Consider the following 20647-nt stretch of genomic DNA (forward strand, 5'->3'; position numbering starts at 1 on the left):
ATGGATCAGGACTTTGTCATCACGGCCCTGATACGACAGGGGTGCCGTCAATGTGAAACCAGTCCAGAAACCGGAAAGATACGCTTTGAATGGCGTGACCAGAACATCAATATCCCGCCCCCATTCGGCAAGCACTATTCGGCAGAAGAAGTTCAGGAAATCCGAAAGTTGATTGAACGGCAAACCGATTATGAGTTGGACTTGCCTGATCAATCGGCCAGTGGCCGGACCGAATACCCTGAGCAACAGCCAAAAGACTCAGACAGCTAGCCCCTAACCCACCCATTCCTGTGCCGTCATGCGGTGGTAGGTGATATCCGCCATGCCGTCGGGGATGCCCGGATCGATCGGCTGCGGGTCGACAATCTCCACCGGCACCCCGCGCTGGATCGCGACGCGAAGCGCGATCGCGGTGATATTGACCGAAAAGCTGGTGCCGATGAACACCATCCGGCTGGCCTCGTCCAGCCACGCCTCGACGGTGCCCATGCGGTACAGGTCGGTGTAATATTCATCGAACAGCAGCACCCACGGTTTCAGCGACACCCCCATCTGCGGCTGGAATGACGCCCCGCCAAGCCCGGCTCCGGAATTTGACCCAACCCCGCTGATACGGCACAGGTGACACAGCGCCGCCATCATCTCGGCATCCGTGGCGTTGTCCGGATCGTCGCCGGCGGCCCCGGTTGCGCGCAGCGCCGCCGGCACATCATCCCACGGCGCCGGCACCAGAATGTCGCTGTCCAGCAGATTGCCCTGCGCCGCGGCGGCGATGTGCAACCGGTCCTGGTCGTCATAGAGCGTCATCCGGTCCAGCCGCCCGTGGATGCAGACATAGTCGCGGTTGCCGGCACGCCCGTCCAGACCGTCGATATTCTGGGTGATCAGCCGCGCCGCGCCGCTGTTGCACCGGTCGGCAAGCCAGCGATGCACATCGTTCGGCGGCACGTTGCGATAGGCGGCAAAGCGCCGGTAATACCACAACAGGAACTGCCCCGGATCGTCTTCATACATGCGGCGGGTGGCCATTTCCTGGGGCGTGTAGTTGACCGATCCGATGGTCCAGTACCCATCCTGGCCGCGAAAGGTAGGGATGCCGCTGTCGGCGCTGACGCCGGCACCGGTGACGTAAAGCGTGGTCATGGCCCGGCCGGCCGTCCCCCGGCCAGTTCGCCCCCGGAAAGCTCGCCAGACATCATCACGCAGCACCGATGGCGCGGCGCGGGAACGACTCGCAGGCAGGTTTCGTACCGTCCCATTCGCTGGCGTCATGCTGCGCCGCCGCCAGCCAGTCGGGCGCGATTTCGACCCCCCATCCGGGGGTATCGGTGACGGTGACATGCCCGCCATCGACAGCGAACGGATCGCCGCGGAACAGACCCTCGGTCCAGGGATAATAGTCCGCCCCCTCGATCGCCAGTTCCAGATACGGGCCGGCATTCGGGATCGCGGTCAGCAGATGCATCGTGCAGATGGTGACAAGCGACAGGTTCGCCGCGTGCGGGGTACAGGGATAGCCGCGCCCGTCCGGGCCGGCGGTGGCCAGCATCCGCGCCAGCGCCAGCGTCGGTGTCAGCCCGCCCATATACATCACATCCGGCTGCATCACATCGACAACATGATTGGCCGCCATATCGACCCAGTGCCGCATGTCGCAATCCTGCTCGCCGCCGGTGACATCGATATCCAGCGCCTGGGTGACCTGCCGGGTCAGATCGGGCCGCCAATAGGGGCACGGCTCCTCGTAATGGCTGATGCCGTTGGCCTCCAGCATCCAGCCAACCTCGATGGCGCGCGGCACGTCAAAGGCGCTGTTGGCGTCAACCATCGTGACAATGCCGGGGCCAAGCGCGCGCGGCACGGTCTCGACAATCGCCTCGGTGCGGCCGGGCCATTCATCGCTGCCGCGCCCGCATTCGGCACCGACCCGGAATTTGAAGGCGTCAAAGCCGTGCGTATCGCGAAGCCGGCACATTCTGTCGGCCTCGTCGGCGGGCGTGATGTCGCGCTTCATCGAGGATGCATAGGCCCGCACCCGCCCCGGCGCGCCGCCGATCAGGCTGGCAACAGGCTGTCCGGCCATCTGCCCCAGAAGATCCCACAGCGCGGTATCGACACCTGAAAGCGCCCGCCGGACATAGGATCCGGGGAATTTATGCTCGCGCTCATGAACAAAGGCGGCAAGGTCCAGAAAATCGTCCACCGGGTTGTCACCGTCGATGACGCGGCCCAGAACCCAGGGCGCCACCTGCCGGTGCAGCACCTGCGCGGTGATGTCGGCATGGTAGGTCGATACCTGCCCCCACCCGGTCTCGCCGCCATCCGTTGTTACCCGGACAAACCCCACATCCGGCGTGGCAAAGGTTTCCAGCTTCGCAATTCTCATACCCGTTACCCCAGCTGATCAAGTCCCGATGAGAGTGGCAACGGATCGTGCCGCGCACAAGGCGAAATAACGCACCGGCTACCGCCGGCAACGGCTCAGTCCGAGCATCATTAATATTAACTAAAACTAATATAAAGATTAACCTTCACCGTTTTACTTGCCTTCATATTTTTTTAAGGAGCTTTTTTATGAAATTCTATATTGCGGGTGCCCTCCTCAGCCTTGCTGTCGTTACCCAGGCACAGGCGCTGACATTCAAGAAGGGCGAGGTTCTCGGGGCGGATGGCCAGATCTATCAGGGTGCCTCGCCGGACCAGATTGACAGGCTGATCGACAAGGCAAAGGAAAGTGGTGAAGCCGGCGGCGTCACCGGCAACAATGTCTTTGTCGTTGTCGGCGAGGAGGTGACCTTCGTCCCGGTCAGTGACTTGCGCGGCCTGCCAAAGGATTCGCAGATCTCGGTGATCGGCAATGCCGTTGTCCAGGACCTGACAGGAAGCGACGATGTGACCTATGAGCAGATCAGCGCCGTCACCGAACTTTCCGAAGAAACCGGGGTCAGCGTCGAGGAACTGCTGAATGACGGGGATCTTGCCAGCATGGACCCCAAGATTCTGGAACAGGTCGAGGCGATGTCGGCTGAAACCGGTATCTCGATGGACAACCTGATAGCGGTGAACAGCGTGCTGGAAGCGATGCCGGAGGATCAGGTCAATCAGTTCATCGAGGATCTCGGTGATCTGGTTGACAGCGGCATGGCCGAACAGGTTGATGCGTTCCTTGACGATTTGCGGAACATCGAAGGTGCCATGGATGCCATCACCAACTTTGACAGCTATGAAAGCTGTGTTGCTGGCGGCGGCGGCAGCACATGCGATGCCATTGAAGAAGCCATGAACGAACATGATATCTAGCTCGGCATATGAAGCCGTAAGGTAAAATCCAGTAAAGGGGCCCGCGCGGCCCCTTTTTCATCCGCCTCTTGCATCCGGGGATGAAATTCATGATGCTGGCCGCCGCGATGATGGCGACCGCCGGGTCAGGGAGATGCAGGATGAACAGTGTGATCGAATTTCTGTCAACGCGGCGGTCGGTGACCGCCAAGACCATGCAGCCCGGCAATGTCGATCCGGGCCATCTTGACCAGATCCTGACCGCCGGACTCCGCGTCCCGGACCATGGCGCGCTGAAACCGTGGAAGCTTGCCGTCATCACCGGTGCGGCGCGTGAACGGCTTGACCGGGAGGTGATCCATGCCGAATTCATCGCCGCCAATCCGGATGCAAAGCCGGAGGTCGAGTCGGTGGAAACATGCCGTCTGCAGCGTGCCGATGTGGTGATCGCCGTCATTTCATCGCCTGTCGAGCATCCCAAGATCGACCCGTGGGAGATGCAGCTGTCAGCCGGCGCTGTCTGCACGACCCTGCTATATGCGGCACAGTCTTTCGGCTATGCCGCGCAATGGCTGACCGAATGGTATGCCTATAATGACCGCATGCTGGTTGAACTTGGTGGAACGCCCGGGCATGACCGTATCGCAGGCTTCATCTATATCGGCGAAAAAGTGAAGCCGCCGATGGAACGCACCCGGCCCGATCCGGCCACCATCATCACCAGGTTATAGGTGGCAACAGGCCGTTTGTGGTCAATCACGCGGCACGAACCGAGGCGGCTGGAAGGCTGCTTCGGCCGGATTGTCCCCGTCATGGCGCGCCACCTCGACAAGACAGCTATGCGCGGCGGGGCCCTGTGACAATGGCGAGGTTCCCTGATCTGGCGTCAGGATGTTCGGATTACCATGTCGGCACAATCCGGTATCGGGACAGGGGTCGAACCAGGCGCCCGTACTCATCATGACCACGCCGGGCATGATATCGGGCGTGATGACCGCGCCGCCAAGACAGGCACCCCGCCCGTTATGGACCCTGACAATATCACCGTCCCTGATACCCCGCTGTGCGGCGTCATCCGGGTTCATCTCGACAGCTTCATGACCGGCGACCTTGGCACGCGCGGCGTGCGTGCCCGGATCAAGCTGTGAATGAAGCTTGTTGCGTGGCTGCTTGCCAAGAAGATGCAGCGGATATGTCGGCGTCGCGTTGCCAAGCCATTCATCCGGTTCGTTCCAGGTGGCGTGACCAAGGCAGTCGGCATAGCCGAACGATGCCACTCTTTCAGAGAACAGTTCGATCCTGCCGCTTGGCGTGGCCAGAGGGTGCGCTTCGGGATCGGCCCGAAACGCCCCGAACAGCACCGGCTCGACCGGCGGGGCGGCACGCCGGTGATATGTCGCGGCAACAAGATCCTCATAGGATGGCAGGTCCACATCGCGGTCGGCCGCCCGCCGCCGTGACTGGTCCCACAGATAGCGCACCCATTCCTCGGCCGAACGGCCTTCACGGAATTGTTCCCCACACCCCATCGCCCGCGCGATTCCGGACAGGATGTCGAAATCATCGCGCGCCTCGCCAACAGGCTCCTGGGCCTTTTCCATGGCGATGATGTAGGGGTCGCGCGGCGTCATCCCTATATCGGTGCGCTCCAGCATGGTTGTGCAGGGCAGCACAATGTCAGCCCGCTTGGCGGTGGCGTTCCAGCACCAGTCATGGATGATTACGGTATCGGGCTTCTGCCATGCCTGCTGCAGCCTGTTCAGATCCTGATGATGGTGGAACGGATTCCCGCCAGCCCAATAGACCAGACGTGTATCCGGATAGCGATAGCGCCCGCCATTATAGTCGAACTCGGCACCGGGATTCAGCAGCATGTCGCTGATCCGCGCCACAGGAATGAAATCGCTGACGCCATTGGTGCCCTGCGGCAAGGCGGCAACGGGGACGGGATCAACATTGTGTCCGACATAGTTGGCGATGGCATAGCCGAACCCGATACCGCCGCCTGGCGTGCCGATATGACCAAGCATGGCCGCAAGCGACATAGCGGCCCAGTAGGGCTGCTCGCCATATTGCTGCCTGGTCAGCGACCAGCTGATCGACACCATGGTGCGTTTCGACGCCATGTTTCGTGCCAAAGCGACAATTTCGGACGCCGGAAGGGCTGTCAGCCCACTTGCCCATTGTGCATCCTTGCGGATCCCGTCGGATGCACCATCGAGATAGGCCGCAAATTTGTCATAGCCGACCGTGTAGCGTGCGAGAAACCCGTCATCCGCCAGCCCTTCGGCACGCAATGTATGGCACAGTGCCAGGATCAGCGCGGTATCGCTGTTCGGACGGATATGGATGGTGCGTGGCGAGGCCGGTGCCTCGAGATCAAGCCCACGCGGCGAGACATTGATGAATTCGACACCTGCCGCCACCGCCGCGGCAAATCCCTCGCGCTGGACATGACAACCCGTGCCGCCATTGCCCATCTGCCCATTGCCAAGTGCCAGTCCGCCAAAAGCCACGAACAATTCGCAATGCGCGGCGATATTGGTCCAGCTTGTATGCTGGATCAGCAACCTGCCGAAACTGCCCAGAACATGCGGTACGATTACCTCGGCAGCGGCATAGCTGTAGGTGTTCACCGACCGTGTATAACCGCCGATGAGGTTCAGGAACCGATGGATCTGGCTCTGGGCATGGTGAAATCTGCCGGCACTGGCCCAGCCATAGGACCCTGCATAGATGGCGCTGTTGCCATATGTCGCCCGCACCCGGTCAAGTTCTGCTGCAACAAGCCGCTCCGCCTCGTCCCAGCCGACCTCGACAAACGGGTCAGTGCCGCGCAAGCCCTGTGCCGGACCCGGCCCGTGATCGAGCCACCCCCGGCGCACCGCCGGGCGTCTGATCCGTGTTGGATGGTCAAGAAGCTCGGCAAGCGATGTGCCGATTGGCGACGGATCACGATCCTCGGCAAAGGGTGTCAGACCGGTCACACGTCCGTCCCTGACGGCAACCTCGTAGGTTCCCCAATGCGTACTCGTCAACGACATACCAGCCTCCCGGTCGTCATCAGGCCATGATCGGCCTTGCAAGGCAATAGACCCACGCCGCCATGATCAATCCGCCAGTGGAGGAAAGCGCGTCTGCGCCGCTGCGACCGTCCAGTCGATATGGTTGCGGACATATTCCTCGGCGGCGTTGCGCGGCGGTGTATAATCCCAATCGGTGCGCCGACCCGTCTGCATGGCATCAAAAACAACACGTCGCGCCGCCTGGCTGGCAATGACATCATCGCGAAGCGCGGCACTGTCCCATCTTGCCGCCACCTCGGCCGCGAACGCCGATGCAATTTCGGCGCTGGCCGGATCCGCCGCCAGATTGACATGTTCATGCGGATCGTCGCGCAAATTGTAAAGCTGTGCCGGATCGTCATCACAATGAATGTATTTCCACTGTCCGCGGCGGATCATGAACACCGGGGTTGCCGTCATCTCGGCGCAATATTCACCAATCACCGTCCCCTCATCCTCGGCCCCGCCACGCGCCATCGGCGCCAGTGACCTGCCATCCACCGGCTGGCCCATCGGCAGAGCGGATGCGCCGGCAAAATCCAGCATTGTTGGCAACAGGTCGACAAGTGAACAGGGGCTGTCAATGCGGCCTGCCTTGATACCCGGACCCGCCATCACCAGCGGCACCCGCGCGGAATGCTCGAAGAAGTTCATCTTGTACCAAAGACCACGCTCGCCAAGCATGTCGCCATGATCCGACGTGACGATGAAAATCGTATTGTCGAGCTGTCCCATGTCCTCGATCACACGCACGATTTCACCGATCTTGCTGTCGACATATGACACATTCGCGTAATAGCCACGCCGCGCCCGTCTGATATCGGCAGCCGAGGTGGTGACCGCACTGGCCCCAATGCCGTCACGAACACGAACCGAAAACGGATCCTGCGGCACCGCCGCCATGTCCGTGACCGGCAGGTCGATCCCGCCATCTTCATACAGGTTCCAGAACTGCGGCAGCGCCACATAGGGGTCATGCGGATTCATGAAGCTGGCAACCAGCGCAAAGGGCGCGCCCGCGTCACAGGCATATTGCATCAATCTGCGTCTGGCCGCGAACGCAACCTCTTCGTCATATTCGATCTGAAAGGCTGTCACCGCACTTCCGGCCTCGAACACCGAATCCATATTGTGGTACCAGCGGTCGATCCTTTCATCGGCATTCAACCAGTCAGGCACCCAGGCAAAATCCGCCGGATAGACATCCGTTGTGACACGCTCTTCAAAGCCATGGAGCTGATCCGGACCGACAAAATGCATCCGCCCGGCAAGGCAGGTCCGGTATCCGGCCTGACGCAGATAATGGGCAAAGGTCGGCACGGAAGCGGCAAAGTCACTGGCATTGTCATAGGTGCCAAGGCGACTGACAAGCTGGCCGGTCATGAAACTGGCCCGCGACGGGGCGCACAGGGGCGAATTGCAATAGGCCGAATCAAAGCGTGCGCCACGCGCCGCCAGCGCGTCCAGATTCGGGGTCTGGACCACGGGGTTCCCATAGGCACCGGTAAATTGCGGCGCCAGCTGATCAGCCATAATCAGAACGATATTGGGGTGCGATGGAGATGGTGCCGGAGACCGGGTCGAGGGGGCTGATGTCATGATGACCTCACAGGGATCGAGAATGCCGGATCGGCCTGATTATTGGCGACCGGACACATTCCAACCATACGCCAAACGCGGCTTCTGGCAATCGGCAACCATCCGGCTGGCCACGAGCCGCGGCGGCGCGTCATCAATAGCAACGCGGTGACGAATTGTCACATGTGAACCATACCGGGCAACGCGCATGCTGACGTTACTGAAGTGGGTGCCATCCACCGAAGTTAACGAAATGTCACGGGTGGTTTGTTCAAAGCAGCCACCCGTGATATTTGTTTGTCCATTGTTCTTCACCCAAAGATGAGCCGCGCCGGTGATCACCGAACTTGGTCATTTTGCCCTGATTTTGGCCTTCATGACATCAATCTGCGTTGCCGTTCTGCCACTGGTGGGCCTGCGTTTCGGGCTTGCCTCGCTGACGGCGCTGGCGGCCCCGGCGACGTTGCTTATGGCGGCTGCCGTCAGCTTTGCCTTTGCCGCGCTGGTGACAGCCTTCGTTTCGTCCGATTTCTCGGTGGCGCTTGTTGCCGCGCATTCCCACTCGACCAAGCCGATGATCTACAAGATCTCCGGCACCTGGGGAAACCATGAAGGCTCGCTTCTTCTTTGGATCCTGATTCTGGTGTTGTTTGGCGGGATGCTGGCGATGCGCGGACGCGAGATGGATTTCGGACTGAAAACCCGCACGCTTGCCGTCCAGGCGATGGTGACAGCCGGGTTTCTGGCCTTCTGCCTGTTCACGTCGAACCCGTTTGCGCGCCTCGATCCACCGCCCCTTGACGGGAACGGGCTGAATCCGATCCTTCAGGATCCGGGGCTGGCCCTTCACCCGCCGACCCTCTATGTCGGCTATGTCGGCCTGTCACTTGCCTTTGCCTTTGCGGTGGCCGGCCTGATCGAAGGCCGCATCGACAGGGCCTGGGCGCGTCATGTGCGCCCCTGGATCTCGGCTGCCTGGTGCGCCCTGACTGCCGGAATCGCGCTTGGCAGCTGGTGGGCCTATTACGAACTCGGCTGGGGTGGCTGGTGGTTCTGGGACCCGGTTGAAAATGCCTCGCTGATGCCGTGGCTTGCGGCAACGGCGCTTCTTCATTCGACGATTGTCGTCGAACAGCGCGACCGCCTGAAAAGCTGGACGGTACTGCTTGCCATTCTGGCCTTCTCGCTGTCGCTGGTCGGCACCTTCATTGTGCGTTCGGGCCTGCTGACATCGGTTCACAGCTTTGCCAGCGACCCGGCGCGCGGCGTCTTTATTCTCGGCATTCTGCTTGCCGCCATTGGCGTGCCACTGCTGCTGTTTGCGGTTCGTGGCCCACAGCTTGCCAGTCGGAATGACCATATTGCGATCAGCCGGGAAAGCGGACTGATCCTGAACAACTTCCTGCTGACGGCGGCGACCGTGGTGGTGCTTGTCGGCACTTTCTATCCGCTGGCGCTGGAAATGGTGACAGGCGCACGCATCACTGTCGGCCCGCCCTATTTTGACGCCACATTCAACCCGATCATGGCCGGCCTCGTGGTGGCGATGGCGCTTGGCCCCCTGTTGGCATGGCGGCGCGGCACCCTGCCCTCTCTTGGCACCAGCCTCAGGCTGGCGGCGGCCGGGGCCGTCCTCGCCATCGGTGCCGGGGCCATGTTTGCCGAGGCGATCAGCGCCGCCGGGCTTGCCGGGCTTGGCCTTCTTGGCTGGCTGGCGTTGGCCATTGGCGGCGACATCCTGCATCGGCTGAAGCCGTGGCAACGAGGGGCCGGCACGCGCGCCGCGGCGCTGCCGATGCCGGTATGGGGCATGTGGACCGCACATGCCGGCATGGTGGTGTTTCTGGTTGGTGCGCTTGGCAATGGCCTGTTCCAGACCGAAGTGATTGTCCGCGCCTTTCCGGGCGACACGGTCAATGTCGCTGGCAAGACGATGACGCTTCGCGCGGTCGAGGCCCGGCAGGGACCAAATTATGTCACCGAGACCGCGATTATCGAATTGCGTGACGGCACCGACATTCTGGCCGTGATGACGCCGGAAAAGCGCTTTTACAACGCGGAACGCCAGACCACGACAGAAGCTGCCATCAGGCCACGTCTGAGCGGCGATGATTACGCTGTCCTTGGCGATGGTGACGCGACCAGCGGGTACACGCTGCGGCTGTACCGAAAGCCGTTTGTCAGCTGGATCTGGGCCGGCGCGGGGCTGATGGCTGTTGGTGGCGGCCTGGCTGCCATCGGTCGCAGACAGCGGCGCACGGCGATGCTGACCGGTTCGGTCCGGACCGCGACATGAGCCGATCCGGAAACAGCAAGGGGGCTGGGCCCCGCCTGTCATTCATCATCCCGTTTGCCGGTTTCCTGGTTCTGGCCGGGTTTGCGACCATAGCGCTGCTGGCGACGCTGCGCGGGGATCGCGACATATCGCAGCTTCCCTCGGCGATGGTTGGCAAACCGGCACCGACGATGATGCTGCCAAGCCTGGTGAATGACGGCCGGTCCGCATCTGCATCGGTGTCGGCAGTCGATTTTGCCGGCTCGGCGTTTCTGGTCAATGTGTTTGCCAGCTGGTGCGCGCCCTGCCGCGCCGAAGCGCCTGCCCTGGCCCTGCTTTCGGACAGCATCCCGATCTTTGGCATCGCCTACAAGGACCGGCCCGAGGATACACGTGACTTCCTGACCGAATACGGAAACCCCTTTAGCGCCATCGGCATCGACCGTGACGGGGATGCCGGCATGAAATGGGGTGTCTATGGCGTGCCGGAGACGTTTCTGGTCGATGCCGACGGCACCATTCTGCTGCGTCATGCCGGCCCGATTGACCGACGCGTCCTTGATGATGTGCTGTTGCCAGCAATCGCCAGATTGCCATGACCTGTCGCAACGCCATGTCCTGCCGCAACGCCATGTCATGTTTGTCCCGGATGGTAAAAGTCGGCCTGATGCTGGCGATGATGGCCTTGTTCACCGGCCCGCTGCCCGTCGCCGCGCTCACCCCGGAAGAAATGCTGGCCGACCCGGCGCTTGAATCGCGCGCACGCGCGCTGTCCAGGCAGCTTCGCTGTCTTGTCTGCCAGAACCAGTCAATCGATGATTCCGACGCCGAACTGGCCCGCGACTTGCGGATCGAGGTACGCAAACAGCTGACAACAGGTGCCAGCGATGACGAGATCATCGCAGCGCTGCGGGCAACCTATGGCGACTATGTCCTGTTGAACCCGCCTGTCTCGCCGGGAACCTATATCCTGTGGGGGGCGCCTGTCGCCATCCTGCTGGCGGGTCTGGCCATCATGCTGGCCGGACGTCGGCGACGCGATGGTGACACACCCCCTACTCCGGATCAGGTCGATACCCCCGACGCCACAACCATCGGCAAGACCAGACCTGTTGACAGGCGCGTCGCAGTGGCACTCGGCAGTCTTGTGATCGCGGCCAGCCTCGGCCTGTATCTGGTGCTTGGCCGCGCTGACCTGCCTTCACGTCCGCTGGCGGATCGAGGCACCGAAATCGCCGCCGCACTGGAACAGGCCAGCGAAACCGCACGGGACCGTAATGACAGGTTACAGCAAGCCCGCGACAGGACCGCCAGGACACCCGACGATGTGGGGGCCTGGCTACAGCTTGCGATGGCGGCAGCGGCGGCTGGCGATGGCCCGGCCGAGATTGCGGCGCTTGAACAGGCCGACAGGCTGACCGATGGTGATCCGGCCATTCGCGCGCTGCGCGCCGAAGCGATGGCGCGTGCCGCCGATGGTCAGGTGACGATCCCGGCACGCCGGCTGATTGCCGACATTCTGGCGGTTGATCCGGTCGAACCACGGGCGCTGTATCTGTCCGGCCTTGCCGCCTATCAGGATGAGGACTACGCCGCCGCTGTCGGTATCTGGCGCAGACTTCAAAGCCTGTCACCCCCGGACGCGCCCTGGATGACGCTGTTGGCCGAGAACATCGACGATGCGGCCCGATCCGGCGGCATTGACCCGGACAGCTTTGCCGCTGCACCGGCTGGCCCGGACGCCGAGGCCGTCGCCAACGCCGCCGGCATGTCCGAAGAGGAACGCGCCGCCATGATCGAGGGCATGGTCGAAGGGCTTGCCGCCAGGCTTGCCGAGGAGCCGGCGGACATCGAAGGCTGGCGACGTCTGATCCGCGCCTATCAGGTACTGGAACGGGTGGATGACACGCAGACGGCCATGATCGGGCTTGCCGACGCCATGCCGGAGGATGTCGAGGCCCAGCTGTCGGCTCTCGAACATATGGTCATGGCCCGGCTTGAAGCCGATTTCATCGCGGAATCTCGGCGACTGCTGGCACGGGTCGAGACACTCGACCCGCAGCTGCCGCAGGGGCTTTATATCAGGGGGCATTTCGCCAGACAGGACGGCGACACCGAGCAGGCACGCGCGCTGTGGGAAGCTTTATATTCCCGCCTTCCCGCCGACGCCCCCATCGCACCACAGCTCCGGCAGGCCATCGACGCGCTCTGAGCCTAGCCAGCGGCGCGACCCCTTTGTCGTCGCCGCGGATCGGGGGCCAGTCCCGGCGGCGCGGCAACCACATTGTCGGTGCCCAGCAGAAACAGTCTCGTGGCCTTGCCATGCAGCACCGCAAGTGCCGGATCGCGGCAATCCAGTCCACCCGTCAGCACACCAAAGGCCGGCACCACCAATCGCGAGGGGGTCTGCACGAAACACGGGCGTCTGAGACGCGCACCACGATGGGTGACCACACCGGCAGGATGATAGTGGGCGCTGATTTCAGGCCGGGTTTCCGATTCATCCATGATATGTCGAAAGATGATCCCCGCCTCTTCATGACTGTGGCAGGCATGATGGCCAGGCGGCACAAAGCTCTGGTCATGATTGCCTTCAACCCAGATCGTGTCATGGGCCCCGATGATCTGCGACAGCGTTTGCCTGTCCGGAGGTGCCATGCGCCCCCAGGCCGCACCATCATGGAACACATCGCCCAGGAACAGCACACGCTGTGGCGTCAGCTCCGAAATGACGGCGGCAAGTCTTGCCAGTGTCTGGGCGGTGTCATAGGGCGGCAGGAATTGCCCGGACCGATGGTAGGAACTTCCCTTTTCAAGATGCAGGTCACCGACAATCAGCAGAGACGCATCACGCCACAGCAATGCGCCTGACGGGTGCAGATCAAAGCCGTGTCCGGCAAAATCAATTGATCGATTCGACATTGGCGGCCCGGATGATGTCCTGTTCCATGTCCAGCAGCAATTCGTCCCCGTCATCACTGTGGACCGTGTTCTCGCGGGCGATCTGCATGATCACCGGCACCGCCATGGGCGATATCATATCCAGCCGCCGACAGACAATCTTTCCGGCGATTTCCCGCAATGTATCGGCAAGCCTTCCGGCATCGATCAGCCCCTGCATGGCATCGCGCCGCACCGCTTTCAGCAGAATGTGATCCGGCTCATGGCGGCGCAGCACGTCATAGATCAGGTCGGAGCTGAACAGAATCTGGCGGCCTGTCTTCACCTGACCGGGATGACGCCGTTCAACCAGTCCCGAGATGATCGCGCTATCGCGGAACAGGCGCTTCAGCAACGGGGTGTCCTGAAGCCATTCCTCGAATTCCTCGGTCATGATGTCCGGGTCGAGGAGGCTTTCAACATCCTCGGGCGGGGTCAGCGACCAGACCGCGAGCGCATAGTCGGTCATCGAGAATCCGAGCGGGCGCAGACCGGCACGTTTCATGCGCCGCAGCATCAGAAAGCCCAGTGTCTGGTTCGCGTTGCGGCCGGCAAAGCTGTAGACAACAGTATGATAACGCTTGCGATGCGGGAAAATCTCGACAAGAAGCGTCTTCGCATCGGGAAGCGCCGAGCGGCTGCCGTGAAGCACCAGCCAGTCGCGAATCTGGTCGGGAAGCCCGGCCCAGGCGCGCCGATTGCCGATCAACTGGCGCACGGCAAGCGACAGGTTCGTCGTCAGTGGCAGTCTGCCTCCACCATAGCTTGGAATCTGGGCCTCGCCACCACGCGATTTGGACACCATGACGGCGGCGTTGCTGATGCCTTCATAGGTCAGCACCTGACCACCAAACAGGAAACTGTCGCCCGGTGACAGATTGACGACGAAATTCTCTTCGATGCTGCCAAGCGTCCGGTTGCGAAGCTTGACCTTCATCATCGGCGATTCAACGATGGTGCCGATATTCATCCGATATTGCCGCGCCATGCGTGGCTCGCGAAGCGCAATCGATCCGTCCTTCAGGACCGCCAGCCTGTTATATTGTGGATAGGCCGCAAGCGCGTATCCACCGTTGCTGACAAATGCCACCACCTCGTCAAATTCCCGGCGCCCCATATCGGCATAGGGCGCGGCGCGGATGACCTCGTCATACAGTGCCTCCGGGTCGAAGGCCCCGCTGCAGGCCACGCCGAAGACATGCTGCGCCAGCACATCAAACCCGCCCCGCCGAAAGGCCGCGCCATCCAGCCTGTTGTCGGCAATCTCGGTCTGGGCAGCCACACATTCCAGATATTCGAACCTGTTTGTCGGCACCAGAATGGCACGGCTTGGTTCATTCAGCCGGTGATTGGCCCGCCCCACACGCTGCAGCAGGCGGCTGACACCCTTTGGCGCGCCAACCTGGATGACAAGATCGACATCCGCCCAGTCGAGACCAAGATCGAGCGAGCTTGTCGCCACCACACAATCCAGACCGCCGGCCGCCATCCGCGCTTCCACCTTGCGCCGAAGTTCGCGCTCAAGCGAACCGTGATGAACGGCAATCCTTAGATTGCGGTCATTCAACTGCCACAGCCGCTGAAACACAAACTCCGCCTGCGCCCGCGTATTCACGAACACCACGCTCATTCTGGCGCTGGCAATCTGCGCATAGACCTCATCAAGCGCGTGCCTGGCCATATGACCCGACCAGGGAATGCGGTTCTCGGTCTGCAGGATGTCGATGACCGGGGCCACCGCCTGCGGCACCGTGACAATCCTGCCGCCGCGTCGGCATAGCCAGTCACGTGCCAGCTTCGGTTTGTCGATGGTTGCCGAGAGCCCGATCCGCCGCGCCCGCGGTGCCAGCGTGGCCAATCTGGCAAGGTTGAGGCTGAGCAGATCGCCGCGCTTGTTGTCGAAAAAGGCGTGAAGTTCATCAATGATGATGTAGCGAAGGCCACCGAAATAGGTTCCCGCATCCTCGTAGGACAACAGCAGCGCAAGCGACTCCGCTGTTGTCATCAGAAAATCGGGCGGTTTGCGTTTCTGGCGCTGGCGGCGGGATTGCGGGGTATCGCCGGTTCGCGTTTCAAAGGTCACCGGCAGGTCAAGCGCCTCGATCGGCGCGGCGATGTTGCGATGAACATCGACCGCCAGCGCCTTGAGCGGCGAGATATAGATGGTATGGAGCTGGCCACTCGACCCACGCCCGTCAATATCCAGAAAGGATGGCAGGAAACCGGCAAGCGTCTTGCCGGCACCGGTCGGCGCAAAGACCACCACATCACGGCCGGCCAGCGCATGTTCAGCCGCCTCGACCTGATGATCGAACCAGCGCCATCCGCGGCCCTCGAGCCATGCCGTCAGCGGATGGGACTGGAGGCGCGTCTGCAGATCCCTATATTGAGTGTCATGAACTGGCTGAACCATGAACTCTATATAGAACCAATCGACGCCTATATCGACCCGGCACGTCCGGTCAGGCGCGCGATCATCACTCATGGGCATGCCGACCATGCCCGTCCCGGACATGAACATGTGCTGGCGACGCCGCAGACAATCGCCATCATGAAACAGCGATATGGTGCCAACTGCGCTGGATCTTTCCAGGAACTCGACTTTGGCGAAACGCTTGTCGACGGGCCGGTGACAATCACTTTGTTTCCAGCCGGGCATATCCTTGGCAGCGCCCAGGTCAGACTGGCCTATCAGGGCCGTGTCGCGGTTGTGACAGGTGACTACAAGACGCATGCCGACAGCACGGCACAGCCCTTTGAACTGGTGCCCTGCGATCTTTTCGTAACCGAAGCCACCTTTGGCCTGCCGGTGTTCCAGCATCCGGACCCGACGCGGGAAATCGCCCGTCTTCTGGCCTCGGTCGAGGCCCAGCCGGACAGATGCCATGTCATTGGTGCCTATGCGCTTGGCAAGGCACAGCGGGTCATCAAACTGATCCGTGAGGCCGGGTACGACGCCCCGATTTTCCTGCATGGCGCGCAGGAAAAGCTGTGCGCCTATTACGCCGGCCAGGGGGTGGAACTTGGCAATCTGCAAAAGGCCCTCGATCGTGACAGGGGATCATTCCCCGGACATATCGTCATCGCCCCGCCTTCGGCGCTTCGTGACCGCTGGTCGCGTCGCCTTCCCGACCCGGTGGTCTGTCAGGCCTCGGGATGGATGACAATCAGACAACGCGCCAAACAGAGCGGTGTCGAATTGCCGCTGGTGATCTCCGACCACGCCGACTGGAACGAACTGACCGCCACCATTACCGCGACCGGCGCCGACACTGTCTGGGTCACGCATGGCCGCGAGGATGCCCTTGTTCACTGGTGCCGGTCGCAGGGCCTGAAGGCGGAGCCTCTGTATATGCAGGGCCGTGAAGAGGATGCCGGCGAATGAAGGGTTTTGCCGCACTTCTGGAAACGCTTGTCATCACCTCGTCACGCAACGCGAAGATCGAGGCATTGGTACGCTATTTCAAGACAACCCCGGACCCTGACAGGGGTTATGCCCTGGCCGCCATCACGCGCGATCTTGCGTTGTCCAATCTCAAGCCGGGCATGCTGCGCCAGCTGGTGATGGAACGTGTCGACCCCGAGCTGTTCCTGATGTCCTATGATTATGTCGGCGACCTTGCCGAAACGATTGCGCTGATCTGGCCCCAGCCCCTTGCGACAGATGGAACAACCCCAAGTGAAAGGGATGATGACAGGGATTATGGCCGCGATGCCGACAGGAATGATCCGGGCCGGGTTCCCGGCGTCGCGGAATTCATTGGCGGGATCGAATCCATGCCAAAGGCGGACATCGCCACCCATATCTGCGACCTTCTTGACAACGCCACAGCCTCTGAACGGTGGGCGATGATCAAGCTTGCCACCGGCGGGCTGCGGGTTGGCGTATCCGCGCGGCTGGCCAAAACCGCGCTGGCGGCCTATGGCGGACAGGATCTCGGAGAGATCGAGAAAATCTGGCATGGGCTGGAGATTCCCTATACCGGCCTTTTCGCCTGGCTTGACGGTCGCGCCGCGCAGCCGGTGATCCAGCCGGGCCGGGTCTTCCATCCGATGATGCTCTCGAACCCCATCGACGAGACCAGGGACTTCGACAGGCTGGTGGCCAGCGACTATCAGGCGGAATGGAAATGGGACGGCATCCGCGTGCAGCTGGTATTTGATCATGAAAGCCGTCGCGTTTTCTCGCGAACCGGTGACGATGTATCCGGCACCTTTCCTGATCTGGCCACGGCGCTGCAGGGACACGCCGTTCTCGATGGAGAATTGCTGGTCGGTCATGACTTCAGACCGCTTGCCTTCAACAAGCTGCAGCAACGGCTGAACCGCAAGAGCCCGACCAAGGCCCATCTTCGTGATCTGCCTGCCTTTGTTCGGGTCTATGACATGCTGTTTGACGGGAACGATGATCTTCGTGACCTGCCGCTGGCGTCACGGCGTCACCGGCTGGAAGCATGGATGCGGCACCATGCCGGCGACAGGCTGGATTTGTCCGAAATCCTGCCTTTTGCCGACTGGCAGGATCTGGCCAGACTGCGCCGGGAAGGAGCCGAGGTCCATGGCTATGAAGGCCTGATGATCAAGCACAGGCAGAGCGCCTATACTGCCGGCCGACCGCGAGGCCCGTGGTTCAAATGGAAACGCGAGCCCCGGATGATCGACACGATCATGATGTATGCGCAGCGCGGGCATGGCCGACGAAGCTCCTTTTACTCAGATTTCACCTTTGGCATCTGGCACGGCACCGAAATTGTGCCGGTCGGCAAGGCCTATTCCGGCTTTACCGATGACGAACTTCGCGATCTCGACAAATGGGTGCGCGCCAACACGACAGGCCGGTTCGGGCCAGTGCGCGAGGTGGAGAAACGACTTGTCGTCGAACTTGCCTTTGACAGCGCGCATGACAGCCCCCGCCACAAATCGGGCATTGCGCTGCGTTTTCCACGAATCAACCGGATCCGATGGGACAAGCCGACAGACGAGGCTGATACCATCGAAACGGTGCGCGCATTTGTCGAGTGATCATGTGAAAGGGGCTGTCCGCCACCCCTGGATCCGCAGGATCCACACCCTCCCAAATACCTGCCGTATCAATGCGCTTAATCTGAGTTATTGAACCAAAGCCGCATCTTGCGCGACTAGCCAGATTTCTCTATCATGTCGCATATAGAACATATGAAACCAGTCGGCATTCATCCTCATCGGGACGTGGATTACAATGACGCAAGACCTTGACACTCATATCATCAAGTCGTTGAAGGAGAACGCCAGAACCTCCGTCACACAGATGTCCAAAGAGCTGGGCGTATCGCGCGTCACCATCGATTCCCGCATCAAGAAGATGGAGAACAGAGGCGATATAACCGGCTATACGGTGACACTCGGCTGCGAGGATTTCGGGCAGAATGTAACAAGCTGGGTCATGATCGACCTTGTGGCAAAGTCGGAAGAATCGACCATCTGCAGATTGAACGGCATGCCCGAGGTCACACGTCTGTTCACCACCAGCGGGCGCTGGAGTCTTGCCGTGGAAATCCAGACAGAAACACTTCAGGAAATGAGCCTCACAATTGCCCAGCTCCGCCAGATCCCAGGTGTCAGAGAGACCGAATCAAGCCATCTGTTGAGTTCGCGTCTTTGATACAGGCGTCATAACCAGACCCAGACCAGACATTTCGACGCATCGCCGCCCCAATCAGGTCAGCAGATAGGCCTTTTTGGGGTTTTCCTATATGGAAAATGATGGTCAAATCTAACGGTGTCGTCAGGAAAACACTATGACGGCAGCAAAATCGGAGGAAGACAATGAACAGACTTTTCGGTATTGGCGTGGCAGCCACCATGATGATGGTGGCAAGCGGCGCCGCCAACGCATTTGAATGCAAGGTCAAGGAAGCATCGATGGATAAGCCTGGCGGCTTTCCGGAACGCGCCCTGACAATGATCGTACCTTACGGCCCGGCAGGTGGATCCGGACAGGTCGCAGCAGCGATGGCCGAGGGTGTTACCGGCCTGACCGGCGTTGCGATCAACCGTGATCACAAGCCGGGCGGATCAGGCACCGTGGGCATGACCGCCTACATGGCGTCACCTGCAGACGGCTATAATGTTCTTGAACATATTGATGATGCCTCTTCGGCGCATGCGCTGGATTCCAGCAAGCCGAACCCGGCCACAGATCTGATTCCGCTTGTTATTTCACAGGTTACCTTCTCGCAGATCTACATTCGGACCAACGAGACCCGCTATAATGACTGGGAATCCTTTGTTGCCTGGGTAAAGGCGCAGGGTGGCAAGGCGACGATCGCCAACGTGTCCAAGGAAGGCTCGATGGAGCGCGTCACGATGAAGTTCATCACCGACGCAACCGGCATGGAAATCCAGCAGATCTCGTTTGACAAGGGGGCACCGCGCTATGGTGCGCTTCTTGGTGGACAGGTCGATGCGCTGTTCGAACAGCCCGGCGACGTCCGCAAGTTTCTGGATGCCGGCAATTTCAAGCCTATCCTGACAATCTTTGACGAGCGCCCGTCGGTCTTTGCCGATGTGCCGACCCACCGTGAAATGGGCATGGACTTTGATCCGCTGCTTCGTTTCCGCGGCTTCTATGTCCACAAGGACGCACCTGCCGACCGTGTAAAATGGCTGCAATGGGCATTCCAGCGCGGTTATTGCCAGGACAGCTATCAGGCGTTCAATGAATCAAAGTTCATGAATGTCATCGACAGCTATCGTGACACCGCCGGTGCGCGCGACCTGATCACCCGGTCTGTTGCCCAGTACCGTGATGTGTACAAGGCAATGGGCATGGATGTGAAATAGGTCTGCCCCTGTAAACTTCCTGCCCCCGGTGTTCCCGGATATCGGGGGCAGTCATGTCGCATTTAGAATATTTTCATAGACTTTAACAGCACGCTTTTGAACACGCCTTGCAGCAAGGGAGGGATCTTTGGGTCAGCTCGGCAAATCACATTTGATTGAGACCGGCGTCTGGGCGCTGATCGCCCTCATATTTTTTGCGTACAGTTTCGAATTCAACCAGCCGATCGAAATCTACAAATTCGGTGCCACAGGGTGGCCCCGGGTTGTCCTGGTGCTTCTTCTGCTGGTGACGGCCGGCAATCTGTACCACCATTTCAAGCATGGCTCGGCCATTCAGAAAGGGCGCGTCGGCATTGCTGAAACCGATGAATCGCCAACCGATTACAGCAACCCGGCAACATTGGCCAAAATCATCGCAATCCTGTTCACGCCATTCCTGTTTGCCTGGCTTTTGAAGCCGGTCGGCATGTATTCGGGCGCACCGGTCTTTATTGCCGCCGTCATCTGGCTGTTCGGCGAGCGCCGCTGGAAGTGGATTGTCAGCATTACCATCCTGATCTACGCCATTCTTCTCGGTCTTTTCGTTGTCGCACTGAACGCCCCCCTGCCACAGGGCAATGTCTCACCCTTTTATGATTTCAGCGGGTTCATTCTGAAAATGAACACGCTGCTACAGAAGGCCTGGTAA

Annotated in this window: 18 protein-coding genes; 11 read left to right on the forward strand and 7 right to left on the reverse strand. The window is 60.7% G+C overall.

Annotated features, from left to right (window positions below):
• The gene (locus AB3X55_04030) at positions 1-270 is read left to right on the forward strand and encodes a hypothetical protein (GenBank protein MEX0502741.1); all 270 of its coding nucleotides are present in this window, start codon (positions 1-3) and stop codon (positions 268-270) included.
• A gap of 3 nt (positions 271-273) precedes the next feature.
• Here AB3X55_04030 and AB3X55_04035 read toward each other — a convergent pair whose 3' ends face one another.
• Positions 274-1143, reverse strand: a complete 870-nt coding sequence (locus AB3X55_04035; GenBank protein ID MEX0502742.1) for an NAD-dependent deacetylase — start codon at positions 1141-1143, stop codon at positions 274-276.
• A 55-nt stretch (positions 1144-1198) separates the two neighbouring features.
• Positions 1199-2386, reverse strand: coding sequence for a mandelate racemase/muconate lactonizing enzyme family protein (locus tag AB3X55_04040; GenBank protein ID MEX0502743.1), 1188 nt, complete (start codon positions 2384-2386; stop codon positions 1199-1201).
• 188 nt (positions 2387-2574) lie between these two features.
• Between AB3X55_04040 and AB3X55_04045 the strand changes: the two genes are divergently transcribed.
• The gene (locus AB3X55_04045; GenBank protein ID MEX0502744.1) at positions 2575-3300 is read left to right on the forward strand and encodes a hypothetical protein; all 726 of its coding nucleotides are present in this window, start codon (positions 2575-2577) and stop codon (positions 3298-3300) included.
• A 140-nt stretch (positions 3301-3440) separates the two neighbouring features.
• The gene (locus AB3X55_04050) at positions 3441-4010 is read left to right on the forward strand and encodes a nitroreductase (protein ID MEX0502745.1); all 570 of its coding nucleotides are present in this window, start codon (positions 3441-3443) and stop codon (positions 4008-4010) included.
• 21 nt (positions 4011-4031) lie between these two features.
• On the opposite strand, the gene AB3X55_04055 is transcribed toward AB3X55_04050, so the two are convergent.
• From AB3X55_04055 to AB3X55_04065, 3 genes are all read right to left on the reverse strand, one after another.
• Positions 4032-6323 carry a molybdopterin-dependent oxidoreductase gene (locus AB3X55_04055; protein ID MEX0502746.1) on the reverse strand — a complete coding sequence of 764 codons (2292 nt, stop codon included), beginning with the start codon at positions 6321-6323 and terminating at the stop codon, positions 4032-4034.
• A 66-nt stretch (positions 6324-6389) separates the two neighbouring features.
• The gene (gene betC / locus AB3X55_04060; GenBank protein ID MEX0502747.1) at positions 6390-7943 is read right to left on the reverse strand and encodes a choline-sulfatase; all 1554 of its coding nucleotides are present in this window, start codon (positions 7941-7943) and stop codon (positions 6390-6392) included.
• 39 nt (positions 7944-7982) lie between these two features.
• Complete coding sequence (locus AB3X55_04065; protein MEX0502748.1) at positions 7983-8264, reverse strand: hypothetical protein; 282 nt, start codon at positions 8262-8264, stop codon at positions 7983-7985.
• 34 nt (positions 8265-8298) lie between these two features.
• Here AB3X55_04065 and AB3X55_04070 point away from each other — a divergent pair, with 34 nt between their 5' ends.
• Genes AB3X55_04070 through AB3X55_04080 form a run of 3 tightly spaced genes read left to right on the forward strand, consistent with a single transcriptional unit; the run spans position 8299 to position 12409 of the window.
• Positions 8299-10218: a heme lyase CcmF/NrfE family subunit gene (locus AB3X55_04070; protein MEX0502749.1), complete on the forward strand. Its 1920-nt coding sequence runs from the start codon at positions 8299-8301 to the stop codon at positions 10216-10218.
• The gene (locus tag AB3X55_04075) at positions 10215-10796 is read left to right on the forward strand and encodes a DsbE family thiol:disulfide interchange protein (protein ID MEX0502750.1); all 582 of its coding nucleotides are present in this window, start codon (positions 10215-10217) and stop codon (positions 10794-10796) included. Before AB3X55_04070 ends, AB3X55_04075 begins: the two co-directional genes overlap by 4 nt.
• Before the next feature lie 50 nt (positions 10797-10846).
• Positions 10847-12409 (forward strand): cytochrome c-type biogenesis protein CcmH, encoded by a 1563-nt coding sequence (locus AB3X55_04080; GenBank protein ID MEX0502751.1) that lies wholly within the window; start codon positions 10847-10849, stop codon positions 12407-12409.
• A gap of 2 nt (positions 12410-12411) precedes the next feature.
• Here the strand turns inward: AB3X55_04080 and pdeM are convergent, their stop codons facing one another.
• Complete coding sequence (gene pdeM / locus AB3X55_04085; GenBank protein ID MEX0502752.1) at positions 12412-13119, reverse strand: ligase-associated DNA damage response endonuclease PdeM; 708 nt, start codon at positions 13117-13119, stop codon at positions 12412-12414.
• A complete protein-coding gene (locus tag AB3X55_04090) occupies positions 13100-15550 on the reverse strand; it encodes a ligase-associated DNA damage response DEXH box helicase (protein MEX0502753.1) in 2451 nt (816 codons plus the stop codon). Before AB3X55_04090 ends, pdeM begins: the two co-directional genes overlap by 20 nt.
• On the opposite strand from AB3X55_04090, the gene AB3X55_04095 reads away from it, so the two are divergent.
• The 5 genes from AB3X55_04095 to AB3X55_04115 all read left to right on the forward strand — a co-directional run bounded on the left by AB3X55_04095 (position 15533) and on the right by AB3X55_04115 (position 20647).
• Positions 15533-16522 carry a ligase-associated DNA damage response exonuclease gene (locus tag AB3X55_04095; protein ID MEX0502754.1) on the forward strand — a complete coding sequence of 330 codons (990 nt, stop codon included), beginning with the start codon at positions 15533-15535 and terminating at the stop codon, positions 16520-16522. The two genes, AB3X55_04090 and AB3X55_04095, sit on opposite strands and share 18 nt — an antisense overlap.
• Positions 16519-18159 carry a cisplatin damage response ATP-dependent DNA ligase gene (locus AB3X55_04100; protein MEX0502755.1) on the forward strand — a complete coding sequence of 547 codons (1641 nt, stop codon included), beginning with the start codon at positions 16519-16521 and terminating at the stop codon, positions 18157-18159. Before AB3X55_04095 ends, AB3X55_04100 begins: the two co-directional genes overlap by 4 nt.
• A gap of 196 nt (positions 18160-18355) precedes the next feature.
• Positions 18356-18778, forward strand: a complete 423-nt coding sequence (locus AB3X55_04105; GenBank protein ID MEX0502756.1) for an Lrp/AsnC family transcriptional regulator — start codon at positions 18356-18358, stop codon at positions 18776-18778.
• Positions 18779-18942: 164 nt separating this feature from the next.
• On the forward strand, positions 18943-19959 hold the full coding sequence (locus AB3X55_04110; GenBank protein ID MEX0502757.1) for a tripartite tricarboxylate transporter substrate binding protein: 1017 nt from the start codon (positions 18943-18945) through the stop codon (positions 19957-19959).
• Positions 19960-20110: 151 nt separating this feature from the next.
• Positions 20111-20647, forward strand: a complete 537-nt coding sequence (locus AB3X55_04115; protein MEX0502758.1) for a tripartite tricarboxylate transporter TctB family protein — start codon at positions 20111-20113, stop codon at positions 20645-20647.

This window comes from Alphaproteobacteria bacterium LSUCC0719, assembly GCA_040839025.1.
Taxonomy (GTDB): domain Bacteria; phylum Pseudomonadota; class Alphaproteobacteria; order Puniceispirillales; family Puniceispirillaceae; genus UBA8309.

Coding starts and splice junctions, on each gene's coding strand:
- AB3X55_04030 (MEX0502741.1), top strand. CDS start 1: ATGGATCAGGACTTTGTCATCACGGCCCTGATACGACAGGGGTGCCGT.
- AB3X55_04035 (MEX0502742.1), bottom strand. CDS start 1,143: ATGACCACGCTTTACGTCACCGGTGCCGGCGTCAGCGCCGACAGCGGC.
- AB3X55_04040 (MEX0502743.1), bottom strand. CDS start 2,386: ATGAGAATTGCGAAGCTGGAAACCTTTGCCACGCCGGATGTGGGGTTT.
- AB3X55_04045 (MEX0502744.1), top strand. CDS start 2,575: ATGAAATTCTATATTGCGGGTGCCCTCCTCAGCCTTGCTGTCGTTACC.
- AB3X55_04050 (MEX0502745.1), top strand. CDS start 3,441: ATGAACAGTGTGATCGAATTTCTGTCAACGCGGCGGTCGGTGACCGCC.
- AB3X55_04055 (MEX0502746.1), bottom strand. CDS start 6,323: ATGTCGTTGACGAGTACGCATTGGGGAACCTACGAGGTTGCCGTCAGG.
- betC (MEX0502747.1), bottom strand. CDS start 7,943: ATGACATCAGCCCCCTCGACCCGGTCTCCGGCACCATCTCCATCGCAC.
- AB3X55_04070 (MEX0502749.1), top strand. CDS start 8,299: ATGACATCAATCTGCGTTGCCGTTCTGCCACTGGTGGGCCTGCGTTTC.
- AB3X55_04075 (MEX0502750.1), top strand. CDS start 10,215: ATGAGCCGATCCGGAAACAGCAAGGGGGCTGGGCCCCGCCTGTCATTC.
- AB3X55_04080 (MEX0502751.1), top strand. CDS start 10,847: ATGGTAAAAGTCGGCCTGATGCTGGCGATGATGGCCTTGTTCACCGGC.
- pdeM (MEX0502752.1), bottom strand. CDS start 13,119: ATGTCGAATCGATCAATTGATTTTGCCGGACACGGCTTTGATCTGCAC.
- AB3X55_04095 (MEX0502754.1), top strand. CDS start 15,533: ATGAACTGGCTGAACCATGAACTCTATATAGAACCAATCGACGCCTAT.
- AB3X55_04090 (MEX0502753.1), bottom strand. CDS start 15,550: ATGGTTCAGCCAGTTCATGACACTCAATATAGGGATCTGCAGACGCGC.
- AB3X55_04100 (MEX0502755.1), top strand. CDS start 16,519: ATGAAGGGTTTTGCCGCACTTCTGGAAACGCTTGTCATCACCTCGTCA.
- AB3X55_04105 (MEX0502756.1), top strand. CDS start 18,356: ATGACGCAAGACCTTGACACTCATATCATCAAGTCGTTGAAGGAGAAC.
- AB3X55_04110 (MEX0502757.1), top strand. CDS start 18,943: ATGAACAGACTTTTCGGTATTGGCGTGGCAGCCACCATGATGATGGTG.